The organism is Geodermatophilus sp. URMC 64, from assembly GCF_053502555.1.
In genome coordinates, this window is sequence record NZ_CP199955.1 from 3,938,332 (window position 1) to 3,964,408 (window position 26,077).

Annotated in this window: 25 protein-coding genes; 8 read left to right on the plus strand and 17 right to left on the minus strand. The window is 71.0% G+C overall.

Annotation, left to right across the window (positions count from 1 at the left end; translation table 11 throughout):
- Nucleotides 1-7 precede the first annotated feature (7 nt).
- Nucleotides 8-1,426 carry a serine/threonine protein kinase gene (locus ACWIYF_RS19145; protein WP_448624422.1) on the minus strand — a complete coding sequence of 473 codons (1,419 nt, stop codon included), beginning with the start codon at nt 1,424-1,426 and terminating at the stop codon, nt 8-10.
- A gap of 251 nt (nt 1,427-1,677) precedes the next feature.
- Between ACWIYF_RS19145 and ACWIYF_RS19150 the strand changes: the two genes are divergently transcribed.
- From ACWIYF_RS19150 to ACWIYF_RS19160, 3 genes are all read left to right on the plus strand, one after another.
- Nucleotides 1,678-2,802, plus strand: coding sequence for an endonuclease/exonuclease/phosphatase family protein (locus ACWIYF_RS19150; protein WP_448624423.1), 1,125 nt, complete (start codon nt 1,678-1,680; stop codon nt 2,800-2,802).
- Nucleotides 2,803-3,984: 1,182 nt separating this feature from the next.
- Complete coding sequence (locus ACWIYF_RS19155; protein WP_448624424.1) at nt 3,985-4,269, plus strand: type II toxin-antitoxin system Phd/YefM family antitoxin; 285 nt, start codon at nt 3,985-3,987, stop codon at nt 4,267-4,269.
- Nucleotides 4,266-4,553 carry a type II toxin-antitoxin system RelE family toxin gene (locus ACWIYF_RS19160; RefSeq protein WP_448624425.1) on the plus strand — a complete coding sequence of 96 codons (288 nt, stop codon included), beginning with the start codon at nt 4,266-4,268 and terminating at the stop codon, nt 4,551-4,553. The genes ACWIYF_RS19155 and ACWIYF_RS19160 overlap by 4 nt, the downstream gene beginning before the upstream one ends.
- A 209-nt stretch (nt 4,554-4,762) precedes the next feature.
- On the opposite strand, the gene ACWIYF_RS19165 is transcribed toward ACWIYF_RS19160, so the two are convergent.
- The 12 genes from ACWIYF_RS19165 to ACWIYF_RS19220 form a co-directional block, all read right to left on the minus strand.
- Nucleotides 4,763-5,122, minus strand: a complete 360-nt coding sequence (locus ACWIYF_RS19165; RefSeq protein ID WP_448624426.1) for a DUF202 domain-containing protein — start codon at nt 5,120-5,122, stop codon at nt 4,763-4,765.
- Nucleotides 5,119-5,445 (minus strand): YidH family protein, encoded by a 327-nt coding sequence (locus tag ACWIYF_RS19170; RefSeq protein WP_448624427.1) that lies wholly within the window; start codon nt 5,443-5,445, stop codon nt 5,119-5,121. Before ACWIYF_RS19170 ends, ACWIYF_RS19165 begins: the two co-directional genes overlap by 4 nt.
- Before the next feature lie 125 nt (nt 5,446-5,570).
- Nucleotides 5,571-5,759, minus strand: a complete 189-nt coding sequence (locus ACWIYF_RS19175) for a hypothetical protein (protein WP_448624428.1) — start codon at nt 5,757-5,759, stop codon at nt 5,571-5,573.
- A 74-nt stretch (nt 5,760-5,833) separates the two neighbouring features.
- Nucleotides 5,834-6,607 carry an SDR family NAD(P)-dependent oxidoreductase gene (locus tag ACWIYF_RS19180; protein ID WP_448624429.1) on the minus strand — a complete coding sequence of 258 codons (774 nt, stop codon included), beginning with the start codon at nt 6,605-6,607 and terminating at the stop codon, nt 5,834-5,836.
- Nucleotides 6,604-7,524: a formylglycine-generating enzyme family protein gene (locus ACWIYF_RS19185; protein WP_448624430.1), complete on the minus strand. Its 921-nt coding sequence runs from the start codon at nt 7,522-7,524 to the stop codon at nt 6,604-6,606. The genes ACWIYF_RS19180 and ACWIYF_RS19185 overlap by 4 nt, the downstream gene beginning before the upstream one ends.
- A 1-nt stretch (nt 7,525) precedes the next feature.
- Complete coding sequence (locus ACWIYF_RS19190; RefSeq protein WP_448624431.1) at nt 7,526-9,847, minus strand: arylsulfatase; 2,322 nt, start codon at nt 9,845-9,847, stop codon at nt 7,526-7,528.
- A 37-nt stretch (nt 9,848-9,884) separates the two neighbouring features.
- Nucleotides 9,885-11,306: a DUF1254 domain-containing protein gene (locus ACWIYF_RS19195; RefSeq protein ID WP_448624432.1), complete on the minus strand. Its 1,422-nt coding sequence runs from the start codon at nt 11,304-11,306 to the stop codon at nt 9,885-9,887.
- A gap of 74 nt (nt 11,307-11,380) precedes the next feature.
- The gene (locus ACWIYF_RS19200; RefSeq protein WP_448624433.1) at nt 11,381-12,535 is read right to left on the minus strand and encodes a phosphotransferase; all 1,155 of its coding nucleotides are present in this window, start codon (nt 12,533-12,535) and stop codon (nt 11,381-11,383) included.
- A complete protein-coding gene (locus tag ACWIYF_RS19205; protein ID WP_448624434.1) occupies nt 12,532-13,215 on the minus strand; it encodes a TetR/AcrR family transcriptional regulator in 684 nt (227 codons plus the stop codon). Before ACWIYF_RS19205 ends, ACWIYF_RS19200 begins: the two co-directional genes overlap by 4 nt.
- Nucleotides 13,212-14,096: an ABC transporter permease gene (locus ACWIYF_RS19210; protein ID WP_448624435.1), complete on the minus strand. Its 885-nt coding sequence runs from the start codon at nt 14,094-14,096 to the stop codon at nt 13,212-13,214. Before ACWIYF_RS19210 ends, ACWIYF_RS19205 begins: the two co-directional genes overlap by 4 nt.
- Complete coding sequence (locus tag ACWIYF_RS19215; protein ID WP_448624436.1) at nt 14,083-14,913, minus strand: ABC transporter ATP-binding protein; 831 nt, start codon at nt 14,911-14,913, stop codon at nt 14,083-14,085. Before ACWIYF_RS19215 ends, ACWIYF_RS19210 begins: the two co-directional genes overlap by 14 nt.
- Nucleotide 14,914: 1 nt before the next feature.
- A complete protein-coding gene (locus ACWIYF_RS19220; protein ID WP_448624437.1) occupies nt 14,915-15,952 on the minus strand; it encodes an ABC transporter substrate-binding protein in 1,038 nt (345 codons plus the stop codon).
- A gap of 271 nt (nt 15,953-16,223) precedes the next feature.
- Here ACWIYF_RS19220 and ACWIYF_RS19225 point away from each other — a divergent pair, with 271 nt between their 5' ends.
- Entirely contained in the window at nt 16,224-17,573 is a 1,350-nt protein-coding gene (locus tag ACWIYF_RS19225) for a DUF1254 domain-containing protein (protein WP_448624438.1), read from the plus strand.
- Nucleotides 17,574-18,268: 695 nt separating this feature from the next.
- Here the strand turns inward: ACWIYF_RS19225 and ACWIYF_RS19230 are convergent.
- Complete coding sequence (locus ACWIYF_RS19230; protein WP_448624439.1) at nt 18,269-18,937, minus strand: acyl-CoA-like ligand-binding transcription factor; 669 nt, start codon at nt 18,935-18,937, stop codon at nt 18,269-18,271.
- A gap of 56 nt (nt 18,938-18,993) precedes the next feature.
- On the opposite strand from ACWIYF_RS19230, the gene ACWIYF_RS19235 reads away from it, so the two are divergent.
- Together ACWIYF_RS19235 and ACWIYF_RS19240 are read left to right on the plus strand one after the other, a co-directional pair.
- Nucleotides 18,994-19,821, plus strand: a complete 828-nt coding sequence (locus tag ACWIYF_RS19235; RefSeq protein WP_448624440.1) for a mycofactocin-coupled SDR family oxidoreductase — start codon at nt 18,994-18,996, stop codon at nt 19,819-19,821.
- A gap of 14 nt (nt 19,822-19,835) precedes the next feature.
- A complete protein-coding gene (locus ACWIYF_RS19240) occupies nt 19,836-20,690 on the plus strand; it encodes a mycofactocin-coupled SDR family oxidoreductase (protein ID WP_448624441.1) in 855 nt (284 codons plus the stop codon).
- Nucleotides 20,691-21,012: 322 nt separating this feature from the next.
- Here ACWIYF_RS19240 and ACWIYF_RS19245 read toward each other — a convergent pair whose 3' ends face one another.
- Nucleotides 21,013-22,179, minus strand: coding sequence for an acyl-CoA dehydrogenase family protein (locus ACWIYF_RS19245; RefSeq protein WP_448624442.1), 1,167 nt, complete (start codon nt 22,177-22,179; stop codon nt 21,013-21,015).
- Nucleotides 22,180-22,361: 182 nt separating this feature from the next.
- Complete coding sequence (locus tag ACWIYF_RS19250; RefSeq protein WP_448624443.1) at nt 22,362-22,541, minus strand: hypothetical protein; 180 nt, start codon at nt 22,539-22,541, stop codon at nt 22,362-22,364.
- Between the two features lie 575 nt (nt 22,542-23,116).
- On the opposite strand from ACWIYF_RS19250, the gene ACWIYF_RS19255 reads away from it, so the two are divergent.
- Nucleotides 23,117-23,317 (plus strand): hypothetical protein, encoded by a 201-nt coding sequence (locus ACWIYF_RS19255; protein ID WP_448624444.1) that lies wholly within the window; start codon nt 23,117-23,119, stop codon nt 23,315-23,317.
- A gap of 100 nt (nt 23,318-23,417) precedes the next feature.
- Here ACWIYF_RS19255 and ACWIYF_RS19260 read toward each other — a convergent pair whose 3' ends face one another.
- Nucleotides 23,418-24,899 (minus strand): PucR family transcriptional regulator, encoded by a 1,482-nt coding sequence (locus ACWIYF_RS19260; protein WP_448628769.1) that lies wholly within the window; start codon nt 24,897-24,899, stop codon nt 23,418-23,420.
- Between the two features lie 159 nt (nt 24,900-25,058).
- Here ACWIYF_RS19260 and ACWIYF_RS19265 point away from each other — a divergent pair, with 159 nt between their 5' ends.
- A complete protein-coding gene (locus tag ACWIYF_RS19265; RefSeq protein ID WP_448624445.1) occupies nt 25,059-25,958 on the plus strand; it encodes an FAD binding domain-containing protein in 900 nt (299 codons plus the stop codon).
- Nucleotides 25,959-26,077 lie beyond the last annotated feature (119 nt).

The window sequence follows — 26,077 nt, forward strand, 5'->3', positions numbered from 1 at the left end:
CTGCCGGTCAGTCGTCCTCGCCGACACCGCGGCCATTCCCGCGACCGTTCCCACGTGCGTTCCCGTCGCCGTTGCCGTCCTCCCCGTCCGCCTGCACGGCCGGCGCGACGGCGTAGGTCACCGTGACGCTTCCGCCCGGCGCGACCGGACCGACGGGGTCCACGGCGATCACCTGCCCTGCCGGAACGTCCCCGGTCGCGATCGTCCGCGGGTGCACCCGCAGCCCCTGCGCGGTCAGCCGCGTCTGCACCTCGACTAGCGGACGGCCGACGAGCTCCCCGGCCGCCACCTCGACAGCGGTCGGCCCAGCCGACTCCGACGACGGCGCCGAGGACGCCGGCGCCGCAGTCGCGGCCGCCGACTCCTCACCGCTGCCGAACACGCCCAGCAGGACGACGAGGACGACGAGCGTCAGCAGCGCCGACCCGGCGACGATCAGCCACGGTCGGGCGCCTGGCGCCCCCGCTGCGCCGGAGACATGCGGCGCAGCGGGGGCGTTGGCAGGCGCCGTAGCAGCTTCGACCCGCGGTAGCACGGCGGTCGCCGGGGCCGCCGCGCTCGGCAGGACCATCGTCTCCTGGCGCGTCGCGATCGCCGGGGAGCCGAGCGCGTCGACGGCGTCCCGGAAGGCAGCCCCGTCCGGGAAGCGCGTGGCGGGGTCCTTGGCCATCGCCCGTTCCACGAGCCGGCGGACGTCCTCGGGGATGCCCATCGGCAGCGGCGGCGGGGCCTCGCGGATCTGCATCGCCGCGACCTGCACGGAGTTCTCCGCCTCGAACGGGCGCCGTCCGCAGAGGCACTCGTAGGCGACGACCCCCAGCGAGTAGACGTCGCTCGCCGGCGTGGCCTCGGCTCCTTGCGCCTGCTCGGGGGCGAGGTAGTGGGGCGTGCCGATGACCTCGCCGGTCCTGGTCAGCTGCACGCTGGACGCCGACCGGGCGATGCCGAAGTCGGTGATCTTCACGTCGCCGACCGGCGTGATGAGCACGTTGCCCGGCTTGACGTCGCGATGCACCACCCCCGCCGCGTGGGCGGCGCTCAGTGCATCGGCGGTCTGCCGCACGATCCGCAGCGCCATGGGGACGTCGAGGCGTCGCACCCGGGCCAGCAGGTCGGACAGCGACTCTCCCGGGACCAGCTCCAGGACCAGGTACGCCACAGGTGCACCGCTGACGGGGTCGACGGTCTCCCCGTAGTCGTGGACGGCGGCGATCGACGGGTGGTTCAACCGGGCCGCGTGCTGCGCCTCCGCGCGGAACCGGCCCAGCAACGACGGGTCCGCGGTCAGCTCAGCGCGCAGCACCTTCACCGCGACCGGCCGCTGGAGCAGCGTGTCCTGAGCCCGCCAGACCCGGCCCATGCCGCCGGTTGCCAGGACCGACTCCAGCCGGTACCGGTCGCCCAGGAGTCGCCCCCTCTGGTCCATCAGCTCAGCTCCGTCCGTGCGCATTGCCGTGATGCCCTCCTCCTTTCCTCGGCGCCCGAAGCCGCAATGGTGACCGTGAGAGCACCCAACGTGTTCGCCGTCCAGGCCATCGAGCGCCATCTCCGAGCACGCCACCAACACCGCCCGCGCTGGTCGGCCCCGCGCAGGCGCACACGGAACCGGCAGGGAGGCAGCACCGGCCTTTCCTCCGGGTCCCGGCGGGCCTAGGTTCAGCAGCCCTGGAGGCCGCCATGACTTCGGACCGAGCATGTTCGGTCGTCATCCGGTCTCTGCTCGCCATCGGCTCGGTGCTGACTGCGACGCTGACTGCCTGCGTCGCGGTGGCACCTGAGGACCCTCAGGTTGCAGAGAACGTGCAGATCACCGTCATGACGCGCAACTTGTACGTCGGCACGGGCATGGGCGACGTCTTCCGGGCGTCGTCGTGGTCGGAGCTCGTGGCGGCCGGGAGCCAGGCGTGGGCCACCCTGCTCGCGAGCGACTTCCCGACCAGGGCCGGGGCGCTCGCCGACGAGATCACGCAGGCCGGTCCGGATGTCGTCGGTCTGCAGGAGGTCACCCTCTGGCGCGATCAGTCGCCCGGCGACGTCCTGACGCAGCCCATCCCGAATGCGACCGATGTGGCCCTCGACTTCCTCGAGCTCCTCCAGGGTGAGTTGACCGCTCGCGGCGTCCCTTACATCTCGGTGGCCACGTCGACGGGCGTCGACGTCGAGTTTCCGCGACAGGGCCCCGGAGGCGGCCTCGTCGATCTGAGGCTCACCGACCGTGACGTGCTCATGGTGCGGGCCGACCTGGCGGACAGCTTCACCAACCCGCGGCACGGTCACTACACCGCGCAGTTCAGCGAGCCCTTCCTGATCGGACCGGGCACCTCCACCCGCGGCTGGGTCTCGATCGACTACCGGCCCGACCCGGCGACGACGCCGGTTCGGATCTTCGCCACCCACCTCGAGGTGGCTGATCCGGTCACCGGCGGGGCCCAGGAACGGCAGGCGGATGAGTTCCTGGCGATGATCGCCGAGAGCCCTTACCCGGTGATCGCGCTCGGCGACTTCAACGCACCTGCCGATGGCGCCCTCTCGCCCACCTACCAGAACCTGACGGCGGTCCTCGACGACGCGTGGACGTCGGCGCGAAAGACTGACCGCGGGTCGACGTGCTGCCAGGCCCCGTCGCTCGCCGACGCGGTCGGGCGCGACAACATGCGCATCGACCTCGTCCTCACCTCCGAGGACTTGCCCGTCACCGGGGTGGCGCGCACCGGCGACGAGCCGTTCCGGTCCACCCCACCGCCGCTGTGGGCTTCGGACCACTTCGGCGTGACCGCGCGGATAGAGCTCCCTGCGGTTTGATCTTGGACGCTTCCGCCTGGGCGGCCAAGACATCCTGTCGGCGCTTGGGCTGAGCCGGCTGACAAGCGGCGCTGAGGGCCATTTCGGATGCGTCAGACCCCTAGGCGGGAGGGCCCTCCACCTTGCCTGAGGCACAGCCATGACGACGGCAGCCGCACCCTTCTCCGCGGCGGGCAGCCTGCCCTGTCGACTAGGTGAGGGGCAGCGGCGGCCCTTGATCCCTCACTGCCAGAGCGGCTGAGTGTGGCGCGCCAGGATCCCTCAAAGTTCGTTTGCCGAGGCCAGCGGGACTGACGGTCTTCCACGGTCCCCGCGGACGGCCGAGACGGTGTCAAGTATCAGCCGAACCCGATTCGTCAAGGATCAGCCGAGCTCGCACAAAGGTGTTGCTCCCCGATTGGACTCGAACCAACAACCCTGCGAGAACGCGCCAAAGGTGTTGAACAGCGTTGATCCACAACGGAAACTGCAGTTCACAAGGGCATTCGATCTGAACGAATATTGACTGAAAAGTATAGATTGCGGTTGATTATTCGTCGTAAGTTCGTCGCCAGAAAGCACGGGTGTCGCCTGGCCCAGGGGTCGAGATCGAGGCCCCAGACGTTCCACGCTGGCGTCGTCGCCCTTGTTGGCAGGCGTGGGCGCGCCATGGGCAGCCCACGACGCGCTTCTGCCTCGACACGGCTGGGTCCCGTGCAGGAGGTCCACACTGCTAGGCCGTCATGATCGCGTTCATGGCGGTTCGCCGCCGTTCCGTAAGCGGGTTGAAGTGGGCTCATGGACGGCCACGGACATCTGCGCACAACCGCGGACGGCCCGAACTGCAACCACAACTGCAACCACGACAGCTCGCCTTTAGCCACGCTCATCAGTTGCGTTCGCGGCGAGAAGAGGCCGCGCGGTCCAGCCGGCGTCGCCTACTGCCAGGGCGGCTGAGGGGGTCCGAAGCGCTACGCCGACGTTCATCTGCGCAGGTCAGAGGGCTGCGTCGTCTCCGGACCCCTGCGTACGACCCTGAACGGGATCGTGAGGCCACCATCGTGGCACCACACGCCAGCCGCCGGATCGACCCAACGACCGTCCGACGGATCGTCGAGGACCGGGAGGGGGCCGCGCAGTCCCGGGCGGCCCCTCATGGCCTCCTTCTGGACGACGCAGGCTCGTCTGGTCATACTTGTGACCATGACGACGTTGTCGCTGGCTGACGCCAAAGCGCACCTGTCTGCCCTGGTGGCCCGGGTCAGCGGCCAGCACGAGCGGGTCTACGTGACGGTCCACGGAAAGCCGTCGGCCGTCCTGGTGGCGACAGAGGACCTCGAGTCCCTCGAGGAGACGATCGAGATCCTGGCCGACGCCGACACGATGCGCCGACTGCACGCCTCGGACGCCGAGCTGGCCCGCGGCGAAGTAGAGACGCGCGAGGAGCTGGGCGCGGCCATGCGCCGCCGCCTCGGCTCCGGTTCGTGACCGAGGAGCCAGCACCCTACGACCTGGCGATCACGCCGACCGCCCGCCGCCAGCTCACCGAGAACCTGCCCCAGGCAGTCGCCGCGGCCGCGTACGAGTTCATCACCGGCCCGCTACTGCACAACCCTCACCGGGTCGGCAAGCGGCTTCGACCCCCATTGGAGGACCGGCACAGCGCGCGCCGCGGCACTTACCGGGTCATCTACCGCATCGACGGCGACATCCGCACAGTGACCGTCGTCGATGTCGCCCATCGCCGAAATGCGTATCGCTCTGGCCGTTGACCACCTGTCGTTAGTTCCTGCCGAGGGCAGAACCAGTAACTGGCGACTTGATCTTGGAATGATTGGCTGTCATCGGTGAACGTCGACTGAGCAGGTCAAACGGAGAGTCCTCGATTGGTCGAGACGGTTTCCTTTGGCCGTTGACGGCCATATTGGATGCATAAAGGGTGCACGCGCTCCCGCGGTCGAGCTCGCTCTGCGACCGGGACTCAGCCCGGTCCGGTCTGCGAACTGGCCACGAACGCCATGGCCAGCAGGCCGACGAGGACGCCGCTCGTCGCGAGGGACGCCATAGGCAATGCGCCACGGCGGACATCGGTGAGGTCCGAACGCTCGACCAGCGAACGGTGAACGCTCCGATAGCGGCGCCGAGCGGCGACGCTGACCGTCAGGGCCTGCAGAAGGCCTAGGCCGGCGAGCGCGACGGCGAACGCGCCGATTGCCGGCGCGGCCAGCCGGCCGGCGCCCACCGCCGCCACAGCCATGGCGAGGCTGGTCCGCCGCCACGCGAGGGCGGTGCGTTCAGCCTGCAACCCGGCGTCGAAGACGCGGTCCGCGGCGCGGCTCACCGCAGGAGGAAACCCAGCAGCAGAAGCACGCCCGCCGCCAACGTCCCGACGGCGATCAGCGGGCTGAGGAGGGGAGACGGCAACGGTCTCCCCTTCCTCATGGCCCGTTCCGTCGCCGTCCAGCCGGTCCACGCCTGGACCGGCGCGAGGATTCCCAGGCCGACGAGCACCAGGGCGCACGCCAGGCGCAGCCCCGGAGCGACAGGCAGGTCGAGCGCCTCGAGGGCCACTCCGGCCGCGGACAGGGCCAGCGACGTGCGGATCCAGGCCAGGAAGGTGCGTTCGTTGGCCAGGCTGAACCGCGGATCCGGCTCCTCCCCCACCCCATACACGTGCCGCGGAAAGCGGCGATCGCGCAGGTCTTCGCTCGTCGTGCTCGTGGGTTCCTCCCCTGTTCCGGCCGCGCAGTGTCCCTGGGCGGCGTCAGCAGTGTGCCGTCCTGGCCGGCTCAGCCCTCGCGGACCGTCACGCTCACGCGAGGCGTTTCCTCCACCTGCGCATGAACCGCATGGCACAAGGCACCCGAAGGATCGGTGAAGACGACGACGGCCCGACGGCGGTTGACCCGCAGGCTCAGAACACTCGCTGGGTCGTAACCGAGCTGGCGGCACAACTCGGGGAACAGGGTCGCGTTCATGATCAGGTCCCAAGACGTCTCGAGGAGCGATTCCGGGCGGAGAAACGTGGGCGGTCCGCGGTGGTGCGGCGGGCTCAGTAGTGGGCGGTGCCGCCGTCGACGGAGAGCAGCGTGCCGGTGATGCCCGAGGCCGCGTCGGACGCTAGGAACACCGCCGCCGCGGCGACCTCCTCGACGGTCACCGTCCGCTGCAGCGCCGCCTCACGGGTGTACAGGTCGATGACCGCCTGGAAGCTGCCGACGCCGAGGCCCTGACCGTCCCTGGACTTCGGGAGGTCGGTGAGGACCAGGCCCGGGCAGATCGCGTTGACGGTGACGCCGGAAGGTCCCACCTCCTTGGCCACGGCCTTGGTCAGGCCATTGATGGCGTGCTTGTTCGCGACATAGCCCGCGACGCCGGCTTTGGCGTGCTTGCCCTCGATCGAGGACATCGTGATGACCCGGCCGGAGCCCTGCTCGGTCATGTGCCGCAGGGCGGCGCGCATGCCCCAGAAGGTGTGGTTGAGGTTGATGTCCAGCTCGAACCGCCACTCCTCGTCGCTCATCCGCAGGATCGGCGCCGAGGTACCGACCCCGCCGGCGTTGAGCACGGCGATGTCGAGGCCGCCGAGCAGCTCGACGGTGCGGTCGACCAGCGCCTCGACGTCGGCCTGCTGGGTGACGTCGGTCGGCACGAAGTGCAGCGCATCGCCGGCGTCGAGCTCGGCGAGCAGCTTCTGCCCCACCTCGGGGTTGCGGCTGCCGACGACGACGCGGGCACCCTGGGCGAGGTACGCCTCGACGATGGCCCGGCCGATGCCGGCCGAGCCGCCGGTGACGAACGCCGCCTTGTTCTCGAGCAGAGTCATGGGAGGTCCTCCTGGGGATCCGGGTCGGCCGCGCAGCGGAAGCCCACGTTGCTGGCGGAGCTGTCGGCGGCCTGCGGGATGCGGGCGGCCGGTCGGTAACGGCGGCAGTAGTTCTCGGCGCAGAGGAACGAGCCGCCCTTGAGCACCATGAGGGGCGGGCCGAGGTGCAGCGGGTCGACGACAGCCGGTCGGGGTGCGCCGCAGCAGGCGCCGGCGACGCTGTGGCCGGGTTCGTAGCGGTCGGTGGTCCACTCCCAGACGTTGCCGATCAGGTCGAGCAGGCCCCAGGCGTTCGGCGGGAACGAGCCGACCGCCGAGGTGCCCGGCTCGCGGTCGGGATCGGCGACCTCGGGGAACGACGGCCCGGGCCAGGTGTTGGCCATCCACCGTCCGCCGGGGCGCAGCTCGTCGCCCCAGGCGAACTCGGCGTCCGTCCCGGCCCAGGCCGCGCGTTCCCACTCGGCCTCGGTCGGCAGCCGCTTGCCGCACCAGGCCGAGTAGGCCTGCGCGTCGTGCAGGCTCACCTGAACCACCGGGTGGTCGAGCCGGTCGTCGATGTCGCTGCTCGGGCCCTCGGGGGCGTGCCAGCAGGCGCCGGGCACGTACTCCCACCACGTCGGGACGTCGAGGTCGACACCGCCGGAGGGACGGCGGAACACCGCTGACCCCGGGACCAGCAAGGCCGGCGGCACCCCCGGGTAGTCCGCCGCCGAAGGCACCCGCTCGGCGTCGGTCACGTACCCGGTCGCCTCGACGAACCGCCGGAACTCCCGGTTGGTGACCGGCGCGACGTCGAGCAGGAACGCGTCGACGTCGCGCCGGTGGACGGGGGCCTCGTCGGCGTAGTGCGCGTCGGATCCCATGGCGAACGCGCCGCCGGGGACGCGAACCATGCTCTCCGTCTGGGTCGGGCTCATCTCACTCGAGCCCGATGCCGACCCGCCGGGCCTCGTCGATCAGCCGCTGAGCGGCGTCCGGCGAGACCTCGCCCGGCTCGTAGGTGACCGCGGTCAGCGCGCCGGTGAACGGGAAGCTGCGGTGCCGCTGATAGAGCTCCCACGACACCGGCGAACGGCGGTCGAGGCCGACGTCGATGCCCTCGAACGGCAGGAACCCCGACAGCTGCACGAAGCCGCCACCGCGGACCCGGCTTTCGCCGTCGACGGTCAGGTCCACGTCCCAGGCCCCGCCGCCCGGCGCCGTGACGTCGACGACGACGCTGCTGCTCGCCTCGGGCATCGGCACCGCCGGCAGCGCCTTCGGCGTCCCGTGCTGGTTCTGCAGGAAGTGCAGCGCGCCGTCCTCGACGTAGAGCACGTAACCCGCCTCCTGGCCGCCGTGCGCGACGACGATGCCCTGGTCACCTCGCCGGTAGGACCAGTCGACGACAATCCGGAACGAGCGCCCCGTGATCAGCTGCGCGGCCCGCCACCGCTCCAGCGTGGGCACGCCGGGCGTGAGCCGAACAGGTCGGCTGAAGACGTCGAGACCCGGCGGCTTGAGGTAGTACTTCAGCCGGTTGCCCTCGTAGAGCGGGAAGACCTGGTTGTCCCAGGCGGCGTCCTCCCACGCCGAGGAGAGCTCCTTGACCAGCTCCGGGTGGCGCTCGGCGAGGTCCTCGATCTGCGTCGGGTCCTCGGCGGTGTGGAACAGCTGCCAGCGGTCCTCGGCGAACGGCGTGAGCGCCCGGTGGAAGGTCACGACCTCCCAACCGTCCCGGTAGTAGGCCCGGTTGCCGATGCACTCGAAGTACTGCTCGGTGTGCGCGGTGGGCACCGACGGGTCCTCGATGCTCGGCCGCAGGCTGGTGCCGGCGAGCGGCCGAGCGTCGAGCCCGTTGCGCTGGGTGGGCAGGGTCAGGCCGATCATGTCGACGAGCGTGGGGAGCACGTCGGTGATGTGCGCGTACTGGCGACGGACGACCTGCCCGCCGCCGTCGATGCGCCGCGGCCACGAGACGACGAGCGGCACCTGGTGCCCGCCGGCGAACGTGGTGATCTTGTACAGCCGGAACGGGGTGTTGCACGCCATCGCCCAGCCGCGGGGGTAGTGCGGCCAGGTGGTGGGCCCGCCGATGTCGTCGATCTTCTCCAGCGCCTCGTCCAGGACGGCCTCGGTCACCTCCCGCGTGCGGCTGCCGCCGTCGCGGAAGTACGCCGTCGTCCCCGACGACTTGCCCTCGCGGGAGGCACCGTTGTCGCTGGTGAACAGGAAGATCGTGTTCTCCAGCTGGCCGAGCTCCTCCAGCACGCGGCGCAGCCGGCCGACGCTCTGGTCGATGCTGGAGACCATCCCGGCGTAGACCTCCATGTACCGGGCGTAGAGCCGCTTCTCCTTGTTGGAGAGCTCGTCCCAGGGCCGGACGTCCTCCCCCGGCTCGCTGTTGCGCGGGGGCAGCCGGGTGCCGTCGGGGACGATGCCGTTGGCCTGCTGCCGGGTGAAACGCTCCTCGCGCAGGGCGTCCCAGCCCTTCTCGTACCAGCCGCGGAAGGCCTCGATGTCCTCCCGCTTGGCGTGCAGCGGCGCGTGCACGGCGCCGTGCGCGAAGTACATGAAGAAGGGCTTCTCCGGGTTGGCCGCCTTCTGCGCGCGGATCATCCGCTCAGCCCGGTCGGTCAGGTCGTCGGTGAGGTAGTAGCCCTCGGGGTATTCATCGACGTCGACGACGCTGTTGCCGTCGTACATCCGGTGCGGGTGGTGGAAGTTGGTCAGCGCCTCGAGAAATCCGTAGAACTCGTCGAACCCGCGCTGCAGCGGCCATGAGGACCGGTTGCCGGCCTCGGACATGTCCTGCTCCTTGCACAGGTGCCACTTGCCGAGCATGAAGGTGCTGTAGCCGTTGGCCCGCATCACCTCCGCCAGCGACGGCTGGTTCTCCGGCAGCTCCGAGGCGTAGCCGGGGAAGCCGGGGTCGACGTGCGCGACGTAGCCCACGCCGGCCGCATGCGGGTTGCGGCCGGTCATCAGCGCCGCCCGGGTCGGTGAGCACAGCGGCGCGACGTGGAAGTTGGTGTAACGCAGCCCCTCGGCGGCGAACGCGTCGATGTTCGGGGTCGGGATCTCCGAGCCGTAGCAGCCGAGGTCGGAGAAGCCAAGGTCGTCGGCGAGCACGATGACGACGTTCGGGGCGCCCTCCGGCGCCGTCGGCCGCGGCGGCCACCAGGACTCCGACGTCGCGAAGACCCGGCCGACCTTGCCCTGGAAGCCGGCGTACGCGCCGGACTCGGGCTGTGCGTTCATCTGCTGCTGCTCCTTCTCTGCATGGGGTTTCCGGGAGCTACTCGGCGATCGGCAGCCGGCGCACCGGCCGGGGCTGCCACCGCCCCGCGCGGACGTCGTCCAGCGGCAGGTACGCGCGGATGACCACGTAGAAGGGACCGGCCGGGGCCGGTAGCCAGGAGGCCGGGTCGACCGGCCGCTCGGCGGAGACGGTCAGCCGCAGCGACCCTCCGGCGTCGTACCGCAGGCCCGGCGTCGCGCTGTTGACGACGTGGCGGCCCAGCTCGTTCGGGACCAGCGCCTGGGTGCGGGCGTCGTAGACGGTCAGCGACCAGAAGGCGCCGACCGGAGGCGGGGGCGCCAGCTCCACCGCGTAGTCGCCGCGGGTGCCGTCCAGCGGCTCCCCCGCCGCGTCCCGGAACGTGGTGAACGCCTGGTTCTCCACCGGGGTGGTCGCGCCCAGGCCGACGTGGTTGGCGGCTGCGCGCCGCAGGTAGTTGAGCCCGTAGGCGCCCGCCGTGCCGCGGTTCCAGCCGGCGCCGGGGATCGGGTTCCCGAGCTGCGCGCGGCAGCCCTGCACGAGCGCCATGCCGTCGGCGAAGCCCTCCCGCAGCCCCTCCCGGACCTGCTCGTCGAGCGCGTCAGCGTCGAAGGGGCTGCGCCCGCCGATGCCGAGCGAGCGGAAGCGGTAGGTGAGCGCGTCGTCCTGTACGGGCCGGCCGCTCGTGCGCAGGACGGCGTCCAGCGCCGCGAAGAAGATGCGCCAGTCGCTGCGCACGGTTGCTGGAGTGGCGGCCGGGAAGGCCGGGGGCTCGCTGTCGGACGCGTCGTCGTAGATCGGCGTGAGCGTCACCCGGTCCTGCAGCCGATGGGCCTCCGCCAGGTCCGCGTCGGTGCCGTCGACGAAGATCCGCAGCAGGATCCACATGTGCCGGGTCGCGACCCGGAACAGACTGGCGCCGTCCGGGACCTCTCCCGCCCAGTCCGTCGTCGCCACCAGGAAGCGGCCACCGTCCGGACCCACGGTCCGGGTGCTCAGGTTGGTCGCGTTGCTGTACATGTCGAGGAAGTTCGCGGTGTAGTACCGCGCCCCGAACGGCGGAAGATCGAGCAGCACCGGCCCGTCGCCGAGGTCCAGCCAGGCGTTGGAGTACAGGGTGTCCGCGTTCGGCGTCGTGAACGCGACGTAGTCGGGGCCGGCGAGCGCGCGGTCATGCGCGAAGGCGTTGAAGCCGGTGTACCGGTCACCGGTCCGGTCGACGGTCTGGGCGTACATCTCGGCGTACTGCAGCGCGGCCGGCAGCCCGTAGACGACGGCGTCCACGGCGAGCGAACGGCTCCACGCCCGGCGCAGGGCAGGATCGGCCGGCAGGATCTCGACCTGGTCGATCGGCTCCCACTGGTCGACGAGGGACAGCTCGTAGCTCGGCACCGGCTGCTCGGGGTAGCGGCGCACGGGCGGCGGTCGTAGCTGCGTCATCCGTTCCTCCTCCGCGATGTGGGCGCGTGCGGATCCGGCCTCGGCGGTGCCGCCGAGGGATGGTCGTGCAGAGGTCAGGCCAGCCGCAGCTCGTGCAGCAGGCCCATCTGCTCGGCGGCCGCGAGGGCGCGCTCCCCCATGCCGACGGCGAGCTCGTGGACGCGCGCGTCGGTGAGGTCGGCGAGCACGGCGAGCGAGGCCGCGACGGCAAACGACACCGGCAGTGCCTGCCGCAGGGCCTGCGACAACTCGGCGAGCGGGAAGTCGGTGACCCCGTGCCCCTCGAGCTCGGCGTGGTACCCGGCGAGCAGGTCCTCGCCGTGGGCGCGCAGGTCCGCCACGGTCAGGCTCTGCGCCAAGAAGTAGGCGACGTCGGAGGTCGGGGCGCCGCGGGAGACGTTCTGCCAGTCGAGCAGCACGATCGGCGCCCGCGCCGCTCCGGCGTCGAACATCAGGTTGTCCAGCCGGGGGTCGCCGTGCACGAGCGTCTGCGGGTGCGCGTCGAGGGCCGCCAGCCCGCGGGGCAGGAACTCCAGCACCGCCGCCCCGATCCGCCGGGCATCGGGGCCCAGCCGCTCCTCTGCCGCCGTGCAGAGCACGGGCCAGCCCTCGCGCATCAGCCGGCTCAGGTTCGCCAGCCGGTCGGCGCTCGCGAAGGTCGTCAGCCAAGCGTGGTCGTAGAGCTGCTCGCGGCGCCACCAGCTGGCGTGCAGGCGCGCCAGCTCGCGCAGGGTCCGCTCGGCCAGGTCGACGGGGCAGCCGACGAGCTGGTCCACCTCGACGCTGCTGCTGACGTCCTCGAGCACGAGGGCGAAGGTGTCGGTGGCCTCGTCGTAGCCGGCCGCGAAGCACCCGGGGGCCCGCACGTCGGTGTGCGGCGCCAGTTCGGTGAAGAACCGGTACTCCCGCTCGTACAGCCGGCCGCGCTGGGCGGTCGCCCGGGACCCCTCGCCCTCGGCCGGCAGCTTGACGACGACGGACCGCGGTGCCCCCGCCGGCCGGTCGCGGTACTCCAGCTCGGCCCGGTAGGACGAGCCGAGGTGGCCGCGGGTGCTGCCGACCCGCTCCAGGCGCACGCCGGCCAGGGCGCAATCGCCGGTGGCCGGCAGCCCGAGCGCCGCGGTGAACCAGGCCTCGTCGAGGTCGGCGGGGGTGACCGGTGGGCGGAAGGGCAGCGCGACCGGCACCGTGGATCGGGGCCGGGCCGGCGTCGGGTGCGTGGCGTTCATCCGGCACCCGCCGCGGCGTCGTCGTCCACGGCCCGGAGTGCCGGCTTGACCATCTGCTTGAGCAGCACCTCCGCCGCCTCGCGGATGTTCCCGCTCACCGTGTCGTCGTGGAGGTAGTAGTTCTCGATCCCCCATCCCATGATCAGGATCCGCACGGCGGCGACGGCGGTGTTGATGTCCGCGAAGGCCGGCAGCTCGCCGGCGTCGAAGGCGGGTGCCACGATCCGCCGGATCTGCCGCTCCTGGATCTCCGCCCGCTTGTCGAGCAGATGACGCAGTTCCGGGTGCCGCATGGCGTCGAGAGGCACGGTGGTCAGGAACATCTGGGTGGACTGCGTCTCGTCGTCCATGCGGGTAGCGGCCCGCTCGATCGTGTCCACGAGCGCCACGAGGCGGGCGCCCGCCAGCCCCGACTTCGCGGCCTGACTCTCGATGCCGTTCCACAGGATCTCGATGGAGGCGTCGAAGACGGCCTCGTAGAGCGCGGTCTTGTCGTCGAAGTAGTGGTACAGCGCGGCGAGGGTGATGCCGGCGTCCTTGGCGATCGCCGACAGCGTCGTTGCGGCGTACCCCTGCGCGGCGAACCGGCGGCGGGCGGCGACGAGGATGTCGTGCCGGCGGCGGGCGCTGTCGGCAGCGGGGGGACGGCCCCGCTGCGGGGCGCGGCGGGCGCGGCTCACATCGACACCGTCTTCCCGCGCAGATCGGCCGACTTCCACCGGGAGAAGTGGTTCTCCACCGCGGCCAGCCCGATGTTGATCAGCACCGCCAGCAGGGCCAGCACGATCAGCAGCGCGAACGCCGTCGGCATGTCGAACTGGTTGGTCGACGTGATCAGCGCCTGCCCCAGCCCTTGGCGGGAGGAGATGAACTCCCCGAGGACGACGGCGAGCAGCGAGTACACCAGCGCCAGCCGCAGCGCCCCGAACACCGACGGCATGATGCCGGGCAGCACCACCATGCGGAACTTCTGCAGCTCGGTCGCGCCCATCGTGGTGGCGACGGTGTCCAGGTCAGGTTGCACGAGCGAGACCGAGGCCTGGGTCGGCACCTGGACGATGAAGAAGACGATCGTCGCCGCGAGCATCACCTTCGAGGTCTGGTCGATGCCGAACCAGAGGATGAAGAACGGCGCGAGCGCGATCTTCGGGGTGGCGTTCATGAAGATCAGGTACGGATCGAGGACCCGGGCCGCGCGCTGCCACCGTCCCAGCAGGAGTCCCACGATCAGTCCCAGCACGGACCCGAGGGCCCAGCCGACCACGGTCTCCTGCAGGGTGACCCGCAGGTTGTTCCAGAACGCCGGGTCCCCGAGGAGCTCGAACAGTCGCTGGAACGTCTCGGCGGGCGTGGCGGCGTAGAGCTCCAGCACCCAGCCTTCGGTGACCGCGACGTGCCAGACCAGCAGGAGCAGGACCAGGACGACGAGCCGGCCGATCCACACCGGCTTGTCGGCCTTGACGAGCCGCGCCGTGAGGCCGCGGCGCTCGGCCGGGCGGGGGGTGGTCTCCACCGCCGTCTTCGGGTCGGGCACGGTGGCCGTGCCGCTAGACGAGCTCACTGCGCAGCTCCTCCCAGACGGCCCGCTCGATCTTCTCGAGCCGGGCGTCGAACAACTGGTCGGCCGGCCGGCGGGGGCGCTCCACGTCCACCCGCACGTCGACCTTGATCTTGGCGGGCCGGGCGGTCATGACGATGACCCGGTCCGCGAGCATCACGGCCTCGGCGAGGTCGTGGGTCACGAAGATGACCGTCTTCGGGCTGCCCTCCCACAGGGAGAGGAACTCGCTCTGCACCTTGACCCGGGTCTGCGCGTCGAGCGCGCCGAACGGCTCGTCCATCAGCCACAGGTCGGGGTCGATGGCCAGGGTGCGGGCGATGGCGACCCGCTGCTGCATGCCGTGCGAGAGCTGCGACGGGTAGGCGTCGGCGAAGTGGTCGATGCGCAGCAGCCGCAGCAGCTCCATCGCCCGCTCCTTGCGCTCCGCCTTCGGGATCCCGCGGATGTCCAGGCCGAGCTCGACGTTGCGACGCGTGGTGCGCCACGGGGTGAGCGCCGACCGGGCCAGCATGTAGCCGATGTCCCGCGACGGGCCGGTGACGGGGTTGCCGTGCCGCTTCACCGTGCCGGCGCTGGCCTTCATCAGGCCGGCCAGCATGTTGAGCACCGTCGTCTTCCCGCAGCCGCTGGGCCCGACGATGGCGACGAACTCGCCCTGCTGGGCGGTCAGGTCGATGTTGTCGACCGCCAGCAGGTTGCCCTTGCCCGGCACGTGGAACTGGACGCTCACGCCCTTCAGCTCCACGGCCGGCGCACCGGTCGTCCCGTTGGGATGGGTCGCTGGCACGGGGGGCGCCTTCCGGATGGTGTCGGGCATGTCAGCACACCTCCACGGCGTAGTCGTCGGTGGTGTAGGCCTTCTTCGCCGAACCGTTGTCGGCCAGAAGCTTGAACGCCTTGTCCATGCCGGCGTCGTCGAGGGCGGTGCTCTCGGCCAGGAAGTCGACGTCCCGGTCGACCACGTCGGCGGCCACGTTGTCGTCCAGGGACAGCAGCTCGGCGGTGTCGGCGACGACGGCGTCGTGGTTCGACTCGTCGTGCACGTACTCCAGGCCCTGGTCCCACGACTGGGTCAGGCGGCAGAGCGCGTCGGCGCTCTGCTCGGCGTTCGCCCGCGAGGTGACCAGCATCATGTCGGGGTGGTCGAGCTCCTCGGGGCCTTCACCGGCCTGCAGGGAGAACGGGTTGGTGGCGATCCCCTGGTCCACCGCGAGCGTCACGCCGGGCTCGAACACGAGCGCGGCGTCGACGGTGTTCCCGTCCAGAGCCGCGAGGGTGGTGTTCGGCAGGCCGGTCGCGATGAAGGTGACCGACGCCGGATCGACGCCCGCCGCCTTGAACATGGCGGTGGCGATCGTCTCGGCCGCGGCGCCACGAGCCACCACGCCGAACCGGGCGCCTTCCAGGTCCTTCACCACGCCCTCCCAGCCGTCACCGGCGTTCGGCAGGTCGTAGTCCTTGTCGACCAGCAGATCCCAGTAGGTCGCCGAGCGCAGCGCGCCGAATGCGACGAGGTCCTGTCCCTGGTCGAGCAGTGGGGCGAGGTTCGCGGCGTTCATGATGGCGACGTCGAGGTCGCCGGACAGCAGCGCCGCGGACTGCTCCGGGCCGGTGTTGACCTGCACGCACTCGGTGGTCAGGTTCTGCTCGTCGTCGTACCCCTGCTTCTCCGCCTCGAATCGGGGCAGGTGCTCGAAGCCGTTCGCGCAGGCGACCTGCAGCGTCACGGGTTCCCCGGCCGACGCGGTCTCGATGCTGCTGCCCCCGGAGCCGCCGGCGTCGCTACCGCCGCACGCGGCGAGGGCGATGGACAGGGACAAGGCCGAACCGGCGGCCAGGACCCGGGATGACTTCATGGACATCTCCTGGAGGGAGGAGGAGGGATGGAGGTCGTCGTCGGGTGCATCTGAGCGGGCACCCGATCGGCTGGACATGAAAGTTATAGTGGTGTTAATTACTTCGTGTCAAGCCTCACATCCTGGCTCCGTATCGCCAGCTCACGGACCTCCGCATCGTGGGCATCCGCCGGTCGGACGCACTCCGGAAGGGCCCCGCATGAACGACACCACCCCAACCGCCCTGACGACGTCACTCTGGGACGCAGCCTCGAACGAGGAGCTCTTCGGTGTGCCGCGACACGATCCCTACGGGCTCGCCGTCCGCGCTTACGTGTGGGGATTCCCCCTCGTCGCCATGGCCCGGATCCGGCTGCACACCACCAACCCCGACGATCCGTTCGCCCCTCGCCCGCCGACGTCGACGGGAGCGCCGTTGAACCGGTGGGGCCACCAGACCGTCCCCGCCGATCCGAGCTTCCGCGCGGGCGTCGGCCCAAGCGTCGACCTGCTGTACAGCTCCCTGCGCCTGGATCTCGCCGGCGGGCCATTCGTCGTCGAGGTGCCGGACTGCGGATCGCGCTACTACACGGTGCAAATCGCGTTCGCCGACTCCTCCGCCGAGCAGTCCTTCGGCCGGCGGACGCACGGGGCGCACCTGCCCCCGCTCCTCCTTCGCGGGCCCGGTGACGACACGCCGATCCCGGCCGGGATGCTGGCCGTCGACAGCCCCACCCGCTACTGCCTCCTGCCGACCAGGTTCCTGTTCGACCCGGCCGATCCGGCCGATCTCGCCGAGGTTCGTGAGCTGCAGCGGCAGCTGACCGTGCGGACCCTGCCCGATCACCTGGAGGGCAGGGACGCCGTCCCCCCGGTGCCGGACCAGCGCCGGCTGGTCGACCCGGCGACTGCTCCCCCGCCCGAGTTGTCGTTCCTGCACGAGCTGGGAAACGTGCTGCGCGATTGGGCGGTGCAGCCGGCCGACCGGGGGCTGGTCGCCTCATTCGCCGGCATCGGCCTCACCACCAACGCCGGATTCCGCCCGGAGCAACTGTCGCCGTCGGCCCGGGACGACGTCGTGCGGGGACTGGCCGACGGCGCCGAGATCGTCCGGCGCAAGTCACTGAGCCTGGGCGAGGACGTCAACGGGTGGACAACCAACGGCCGTGGACCCCGGTTCGGCGACGACCACCTGCTCCGGGCGGGCGTCGCCAAGGACCAGATCGTGGTCACCGTGCCCGAGGAGGCGCTGTACCCGATCGCTCGCCTCGACAGCGAGGGGCGGCCCCTGCACGGAAGGCAGAGCTACCGGATCAGCTTCCCCGCCGACACCCCGCCGCCCGTCGACGCCTTTTGGTCGGTCACGCTCTACGGCGATGACGGGTTCCTCGTCGAGAACCCGATCGACCGGTACGCGATCAGCGACCGCACGCCCGGACTGGTCCGGCAGACCGACGGCACGATCGCCATCGTTGTCAGCGCCCGCCGGCCGCCGTCCGACGCGGACGTGAACTGGCTTCCCGCACCTGAGTCGGAGTTCTACCTGATGCTGCGCCTCTACATCCCACGGCCGGAGGCGCTGAACGGAGCATGGCAACCTCCGGCCGTCGAACGGGTGAGGCACGAGGCACCGGCTCCCTGAGTGCTTCCGCGGGCGCGGAGAAGGGCCGCAGCGCGCATCTGTGGATCACGGCCTCGTCCGACTGGTGGAACTGAGCGGACTCGACCCGCTGGCCCCCTCTCTGCCAGGCCGTCCGTCCGCACTGGTTCATCGCGGATTCGTCGCCCTCGCGAGGGCGCGTCAGTCTGTCGCCCCGGCCACGGACCGGCCGCTCCGCCACCCGTCAGGAGGGGGGGCCGCCGTCAGCTCCCGAGCACAACCGCGTCCCCGGAGCCGCCCGAACCCTGGACGTCCCTTCGCAGAGCCGACGCAGGTGGATGCACCGCAAGCCCTGAGTTTTGAGTGCATAAAGGATGCACGTGGTTATCGTTGGACGTTGCGATACGCGCACGTCTTGGCCTTGCTGGCTCCCCCGATTGGACTCGAACCAATAACCCTGCGATTTGATCTCGGCACGGTTGATGGGAATTGGCTGCGGACGGTTGACCAGGTCACATGCCAGACGGGCCATTGACTACCCACGACCGTTGTCGGCTCAGTTGGCCATATTGGATGCATAAAGGGTGCACGAGCAACCGACGTAGATGGTGGTCGGCATGCTGGGACTCCGAGGGCCTCGTGGGTCCGCGGACCGCAGCGCACGGCTGCCCCATGCCCGCTGGGTCCGAGCGAGCTGGGCGGGCGCCGACCGGTCGCGCCGAGCTCCTGCGACGCTGTCAGCTCCTGGCCGGCTCCTTCGGCAGCAGCAGGCCGAGGACATCGCGCAGCACGTCCTCGAGTTCTGCCTCCGGGTGCGCGATCCAGAATTCGTGAGCTGCGAGAGTGGCGGCGAGGACGGCGTGCCCGACGGCGCTGGCGAACAGGTCGTCACCGGGAAAGCGTGCGCGGGCATAGTGGGCGGCCGTGCCCCGCCACCTGGCGAAGACAACCGCGGCATGGGCCTGGAGGGCCGGCACGGAGAGAACCAGCTGCGCGCGCTGCAGCGCCCATTCGCGGTCCTCGGGAGCCAGCCGCAATGCGGCCAGGACCGCGCGCATGACGACGTCGCGGTAGGACGCATCGGAGGGCGCCGTCCGCAGGCCCTCGCGCAATCGGGCCAGCTCGGCCTGGGACTCGACGAACAGGACGTCGGCCTTGCTCGGGAAGTAGCGGAAGAACGTGCGGCGGCTGATCCCGGCGGCGCGGGCGATGTCGTCGATGCTCGTCCGGTCGAACCCCTGGCTGATGAACAGCCGTTGGGCGACCGCCGCGACCTCGTGCGCGGTGGTGATCGCAGGACGCCCGCCCCGGTCGCCGCTCCCCTGCATCGGCGCGCGTCCCTCCACGGGCAGATCTTCCCCGATGCCGTCCGACGCCACGTCTTCAGTTATGACACCGAGTGCCATAACGTGCGACCCAGATCACGTCAGCGGGACGGATCGACGGAACGGAGGACCGCACGATGGGCCGAGTCGAGGGCAAGGTCGCCTTCATCACCGGGGCGGCGCGCGGGCAGGGCCGCAGCCACGCGGTACGCCTGGCCGAGGAGGGCGCCGACATCATCGCCGTGGATGTCTGCCGGCAGGTGGAGACGGTTCCCTACGCCACGGCGACCGCGGAGGACCTGGCCGAGACCGTCCGCCAGGTGGAGGCGCTGGACCGGCGGATCGTCGCGACCGAGGTCGACGTCCGCGATCTGGCCGGGTTGACCAAGGCGGTCGACGAGGGCGTGGCCGAGCTGGGCCGCCTCGACATCGTCCTGGCCAACGCCGGCATCTCCACTCCCGCGCCCTCGCTGGAGATGGACGAGGAGACCTGGCAGACGATGATCGACGTCAACCTGACCGGGGTGTGGAAGACGCTGCGAGCCGCCGTTCCCCACATCATCGCCGGTGGACGCGGCGGCTCCGTGGTCATCACCAGCTCGCTGGCCGCGATCTTCGCCAACCCGGGCACCGCGCATTACTCGGCGGCCAAGGCAGGTCTGGTCATGCTGGCGAAGGTGCTGGCCAAGGAACTGGCACCGCAGAACATCCGCGTGAACACGATCCACCCGACCACCGTGGCCACGGACATGATCCTCAACGAGCCCACCTACCGGCTCTTCCGCCCGGATCTGGAGAACCCGACGAAGGCGGACTTCGAGGAGGCGGCGTTGACGCTGAACAAGATGCCCGTCCCCGCCTTGGAGGCGGTCGACATCTCCAACGCCGTCCTCTACCTCGTCTCCGACGACGGCCGCTACGTCACCGGCACCACCCACGTGGTGGACGCCGGCGGCCAGCTCTGAGAGGGGGCACGGCCATGGGTCTGCTCGAGGGCAAGGTCGCGCTGATCACCGGCGGGGCCCGCGGACAGGGACGCGCGCACGCCGTCGCCTCGGCGCGCGAAGGTGCCGACGTGATCGTCGTCGACATCGCCGACCAGGTCGGCACGGTCGACTACAAGATGGCCCGCGAGGAGGACCTCGCCGAGACGGTCCGCCAGGTGGAGGCGCTGGACCGGCGGGCGCTGAGCGTCGTCGCCGACGTCCGGTCACAGCAGCAGATGGACGAGGCTGTCGCCCGTGGCGTCGCGGAGTTCGGCCAGATCGACATCCTCGTCGCCAACGCCGGGATCTGGACCGGGGGCCTGTTCTGGGAGCTCACCGACGAGCAGTGGCAGGACATGCTCGACGTCAACCTGACCGGGGTGTGGCGGTCGGCCAAGGCGGTGGCGCCGCACATGATCGAGCGGCAGACCGGTTCGATGGTGCTGATCTCGTCGGTCAACGGCCTCGAGGGCGGCCCCACCTTCGCCCACTACACGGCGGCCAAGCACGGGGTCGTCGGCCTCATGCGCACCATCGCCCTCGAGCTGGCGCCGTACGGCATCCGGTGCAACAGCATCCATCCCGGCGCCATCCGGACGCCGATGACCGATCACCAGGGGGCCTGGGACATGTTCGCCGGGCATCCCGGCGGCACCGAGGCCGACATGATCGAGGGCGGCTACCACTACGGGGCCCTCAAGGGGACGACGTTCCTGCCCCCGGAGGTGATCGCCAACGCCGCGCTGTGGCTCAACTCCGACCTGGCCGCGGCCGTGACCGGGGTGACCCTGCCCGTGGACGCCGGGCACCTGGTCCTTCCCGGCTTCAATCACGCACCCGTGCGCTGAGGCGCCGCGGGTCCTGCGCGCGACCGCGGGGCACGCGCAGGACCCGCGGACGACGGCTGCACCGGGCCGACGTCTCCCATCAGCCGGCCGCGCCACCCGGACCGGGAGCGGAGCTCCGCCGCAATGCGCTTCAGCGCGCTCTCGCCTGATCCGGCGTCCCCGGTACCCGGCCGCTCGCCCGCGACCGGGTACCGGGGAGGTGCGGTCGCCCGTCGACGAGCGCCCCCGGCTCGGCGCGCGCCTGTACCCACCAGACTCCATCCCCGGCCGGACATAGGGAGTGGGATCGAACATCAGGCGAGGGTCCCGCCGTCGACCGTTCTCAGTAGCTGCGCGGGAGGCCGAGGACGTGGGTGCCGAGGTAGTTCAGCACCATCTCCTGGCTGATCGGCGCGATCCGGGTCAGCCGCGCCTCCCGGAAGTAGCGGGCCACGTGGTACTCCTCCGCATAGCCCATGCCCCCGTGCGTCTGCAGCGCGCGGTCGGCGGCCTGGAAGCCGGCGTCCGCGCAGAGGTACTTCGCGGTGTTGGCCTCGCGGCCGCACGGCAGGCCCTGGTCGTAGAGCCAGGTCGCCTTGCGCAGCATGAGCTCCGCGGCGTCCAGGCGGGCGAGGGAGTCGGCCAGCGGGAACTGGATGCCCTGGTTCATGCCGATCGGCCGGCCGAACACCTCCCGCTCGTTGCCGTACCGGACGGCCCGGCGCAGGGCGGCCCGGCCGATGCCGAGCGCCTCCGCCGCGATCAGGCACCGCTCCGGGTTGAGGCCGTCGAGGAGGTAGGTGAAGCCCTTCCCCTCCTCCCCCACCCGGTGCTCCTGGGGAATCCGCAGGTCGTCGATGAACAGCTCGTTGGAGGTGACCGCGTTGCGGCCCATCTTCGGGATGGGTCGGATGGTGACGTGGTCGCGGTCGAGATCGGTGAAGAACAGCGTCAGGCCGTCGGTCTTGCGCGGGGAGTCCTCGTACCTGGCCGACCGGGTCAGCAGGAGGATCTTCTCGGACTCCATCGCCTTGGAGATCCAGACCTTCGCGCCGTTGACGACGTAGTCGGCGCCGTCCCGGCGGGCGAAGGTGGTGATCCTGGTCGTGTCCAGGCCGGCGCCGGGCTCGGTCACCCCGAAGCACACGTGCAGGTCGCCGCTGGCGATGCGCGGCAGGTTCTCCCGCTTCAGCTGCTCCGAGCCGTGCACGATCACCGGGTGCATGCCGAAGATCGACATGTGGATCGAGCTGGCGCCGTTCATGCCGGCACCTGAGGCGGCGACCTCCTCGAGCAGCAGGGAGGCCTCGGTGATGCCGAACCCGCTCCCGCCGTACTCCTCGGGGGTGGTGATGCCGAGCCAGCCCGCCTGGGCGACGGCGTCGTAGAACTCCGTCGGGAACTCGTGCGCCTGGTCCTTCTGCATCCAGTACTGGTCGTCGAAGCGCGAGGCCAGCTCGGCGACGGCCGTCCGGATGGCCTGCTGGTCCTCCGACAGCGCGAAGTCCACGAGGATCCCTCCGATCGAATCCGCTTGCTCCGAGCTCAGGCCGCCAGCGTCAGGCAGGCTTCGAGCACGAACGCTCCAGGCACACCGAGGCCCTCGGCCCGCGGGGTGTCCGTGACCTACCCGTGTGTTTAGAGCGACGAGTCGCAACCCGACCCGTCGAATCGTCACTCACCGATGACCCATCAGACGATGCGCAACTCGATGTGTGCTTCCTCGGGGGCGATGTGGGCCATCTCGACAATCAGTTCGAGAGCCGCTTCCTTGAGGTCCTCGACGCTGTCAGCCTGAGTGGAACCGACGCCCTGCACGTCGATCACCCAGTGGTCGCCCTCGCTGATCGCGGTCGCGGTGTAGTCGGCCATCCATCCTCCCAAGTGAGGCCACGGCAGGAAGTTGCTGAGGTGACGCGTCCCGGCCCTTGAGTCCAATCGTCTCGAACTCTTCGGCGCCCCCCACTGCCAGGGCGGCTGGTAGGGGTCCGGGGAGGTGCGCTGCTGTACATTTGCCCAGCTCAGGCGGAAGTGCGGTCGGCAACGAACCGCCTCGAACAGTCCTGAACTGCGTGAATTGGCCACCACAGTGGCACCGACCTGAGGCTGTCTAACGACCGACTGAACTGCGCTCACCGATAGCCAGGCTGTCGCGGGCGGCGCTGACCCATCGCCTGCCTCGGACATCTGCGGGCTCACCGCAGTCCAACGCCGATGTCGGCTCGGGCCGACCGCAGCCTGCCAGCTCCCCCTCCATCACACATGCCGGGCTGCGCCAGCCGAAGCGCATGCGCGGCCGGCGGTCGATGCGGTGCTCGACCGGTCACCTCGCTGACACCTGGGTCGCTGAGCTCGCCGTCCTGACGGTCCTCGTCGCGCCCTCCAGCGACGTCCACGGCTGCCGACCCACGGAGTGGGCATTTGCGGCGTTGGGTACTGCAGGGGTCATGCTGATCGACAAGCAGCAGGTCCTGGAGCTTCTGCGCGCCAAGGGCGACGAGGGAAAGGCTGAGCGGGCCGCCCAGGAACTGCCCGACCAGATGGACACGGACGAGCATGCGCAGCTGCTGTCTGACTATGGCCTGGGGCCACAGGAACTCATCGCGAAGCTGGGTGGCGGTCCTCTCGGCGGGTTGACCGGCCGTTGAGCCAGCGGACCGACTCGAGCCCCAGCCGCTGGGGCCGGCCGCCGGAGTGCTCACCGCCGGGAAGAAGGACGACGCCTCACGCGCGATCGCCCTCGGCAGTTCAGCCAGCCAGCTCCTCGAGGGCCAGCGCCAGGACCAGGGCGGTGTGCCGGTGCGGAGCCGAGAAGTCGCCGATGAGCTCCTCGATCCGCTGCAACCGGCCGTAGAGGGTCTGGCGTCGCAGCCGCAGCGCCTGTGCGGTCTGCACCTTCGACGATGAATGGGCCAGGTACAACCGCAGCGTCCGCACGAGCTCGCTGGCGTGGGCCGCGTCGTGCTCGGCGAGCCGGCCGATCTCCTCCTGCACCAGCTGACGGGCCAGCGGCTCCTCGCGGACGCCGGCCAGCAACAGCCGGGCGGTCATGCCCGCCGCCGTCACGACCCGCTCCCCGCCGACGGTGAGCACGAGTGCGGCCCGGGCCCGTGCCATCGACTGGTCGACGTCCTCCAGCCTGCCCACCACCGTCCCGGCCACCACCCGGGCGCAGTCGGCTCCTGCGGCGTCCACGGCGCGCAGCACCGCTCCGGCGGTGGCCGTCACCGCCGACGTCCGGACGACGGCCAGCACGTCCTCGCCCACGTCGGTGACGAGGGCCGTGCCCGGCGCCAGGGCGCCGACCACCGCTCGCACGACGGCGTCGGGATCCGCCGCATTCAGGTCGCTGATCACCAGGGCCACGTACCGGCCGTCGGCCGTGAACGGCAGCCCCAGCACCCGGGCCCGGGCGACCAGCTCGCCGGGCGTACGCCAGCGCCGCTCGATGAGGTCGTCGACCAGCTGGCGCCGGCGGACCTCCAGGTCCGCGCCGGCGGCCGAGCGCAACAGGGCCAGGCCGAGGGCCTCGGCGCCATAACTGCACGCCGCGAGGACGAGCGGGTCGTCGGCGCGCGCAGGCGACAGCACGGCGACGTGCCCCCAGTGGCGGTCGAGCAGGACGACGTCGCGGCGGGCCACCGGGCGTCCGCGTCGTTCCCCCCCATCCGGGTCCGATCCCGCGGCGGCGACCAGCGCGCCTTCTGCGGTGGTCAGAACGACCGGTGCCGACAGCAGATCGGAGAGCACGGCGATGAGCTGCTGCGGCCCGGCACCGTCGAGCAACGCATCGGTCAGCACCTGTCGGAGGTCACGTCCCCTGCGCGCCGTGCCCGCTGTGCGCTCCAGGATCGCCGTCTGCACCTGCTCGGTGATCTCGACGAACGGAACGACCTCGCGCAGAACCAGCAGCGGCAGCCCGTGCTCCGCACACGCATCGACCAACGCCCGCGGCGCCTCGGGAAACGTCCAGCCCAGCTCCAACGCCAGTGCGGCCACCCCCCGCTCGGCCAGCGCCGCGACGTAGGCGGCCTCGCCCACCGCGCCGCGGCCTGTGATGCCGAGGCCGGTCGTCAGCAGCAGCTCCCCGCCCCGCAGCAGGTACGCCGCCTCGGCCAGCTCACTGGTGTGCACCCAGCGCACCGGGCGGTCGAGCAGTCCCTCGCCGACCACCACCTCAGGGCCTGCCCGCCGGAAGACGTCCAGGGCGAGGACCTCGGCCAGCGTCATGGTCACGCCGTCGACCTCAGCAGGCGGCGGACGAAACGTCCAGTCTCCCGCTGTCAACCCGCACCACAACGTCCGTGGCGCTTGCACCGTGAAGTCCCGACGATGACGTCGTCGGGCTCGCGTCAGGACGTCGGCGCCCCGAGAGCAGGAGGATGGTCCGTGAAACCAGCTCCCTTCGACTACCTCGCCCCGACCAGCGTCGAGGAGACGCTCGACGTCCTGCGCGAGCACGGCGACGACGCGAAGGTGCTCGCCGGCGGCCAGAGCCTGGTGCCCATGCTGAACTTCCGGTTGGCGCGGCCGGCCGTGCTGGTCGACATCAATCGGGTCGTCGGGCTGGACGGGATCGACGTCACGGACGGCGAACTGCGCGTGGGTGCGATGACCCGGCAGCGGGCCCTGGAGACCCGCTTGTCCGCCGCGATCCCCGGGTCCGCCGGCGGCTGGGGCCTGCTGCGCGAGGCGGCCGGCCACATCGGGCACCTGCACATCCGGGCCCGCGGGACCATCGGCGGGAGTCTGGCGCATGCCGACCCCGCCGCGGAGCTTCCCGCCGCGGTCAGCGCGCTGGGCGCCACACTCGTGTTGCGCGCCGCGGACGGGGAACGTGAGGTCGGACCGGAGGACTTCTTCGAGGGGTACTTCACCACCTGCCTCGCCCCGGACGAGCTGCTCACCGAGGTGCGGGTCCCGGCCTGGCCGGCCGGGACGCGGAGCTGCCTGGTCGAGGTCAGCCGTCGCCGGGGCGATTTCGCCCAGGTGGCCGTCGCCGCGGTGTTGTCCATGGACGACGGCCGGGTGACTCGGGCCGGCATCGGCCTTGCGGGCGTCGCGCCCAGCACCGTGCAGGCGCCCGCCATCGTCGAGGGGCTGCTCGGTCAGGTACCGCAGCCGGACACCATCGCCGAGCTCGCCGACGACTTCGTCGCCACCCTCGATCCGCTGTCCGACACCCACGGCCCGGCCGAGTACCGCCGTGCACTGGCCCGCCACCTCCTCCGGCGGGCGCTCACCGACGCCACCGGATCGGGTGGCACGGCCGTCACCCCCGCGGCGTGACGCCCGGCGCCTCCTCCATCCGGTCATCCCGACGAGCAGGGCCGGCACTGGCCGGCCGGGAGAGCGAGCACATGATGGACCTGGACGAGCGCACGGCTGCCGGTTCGGGAGGGGCCGCG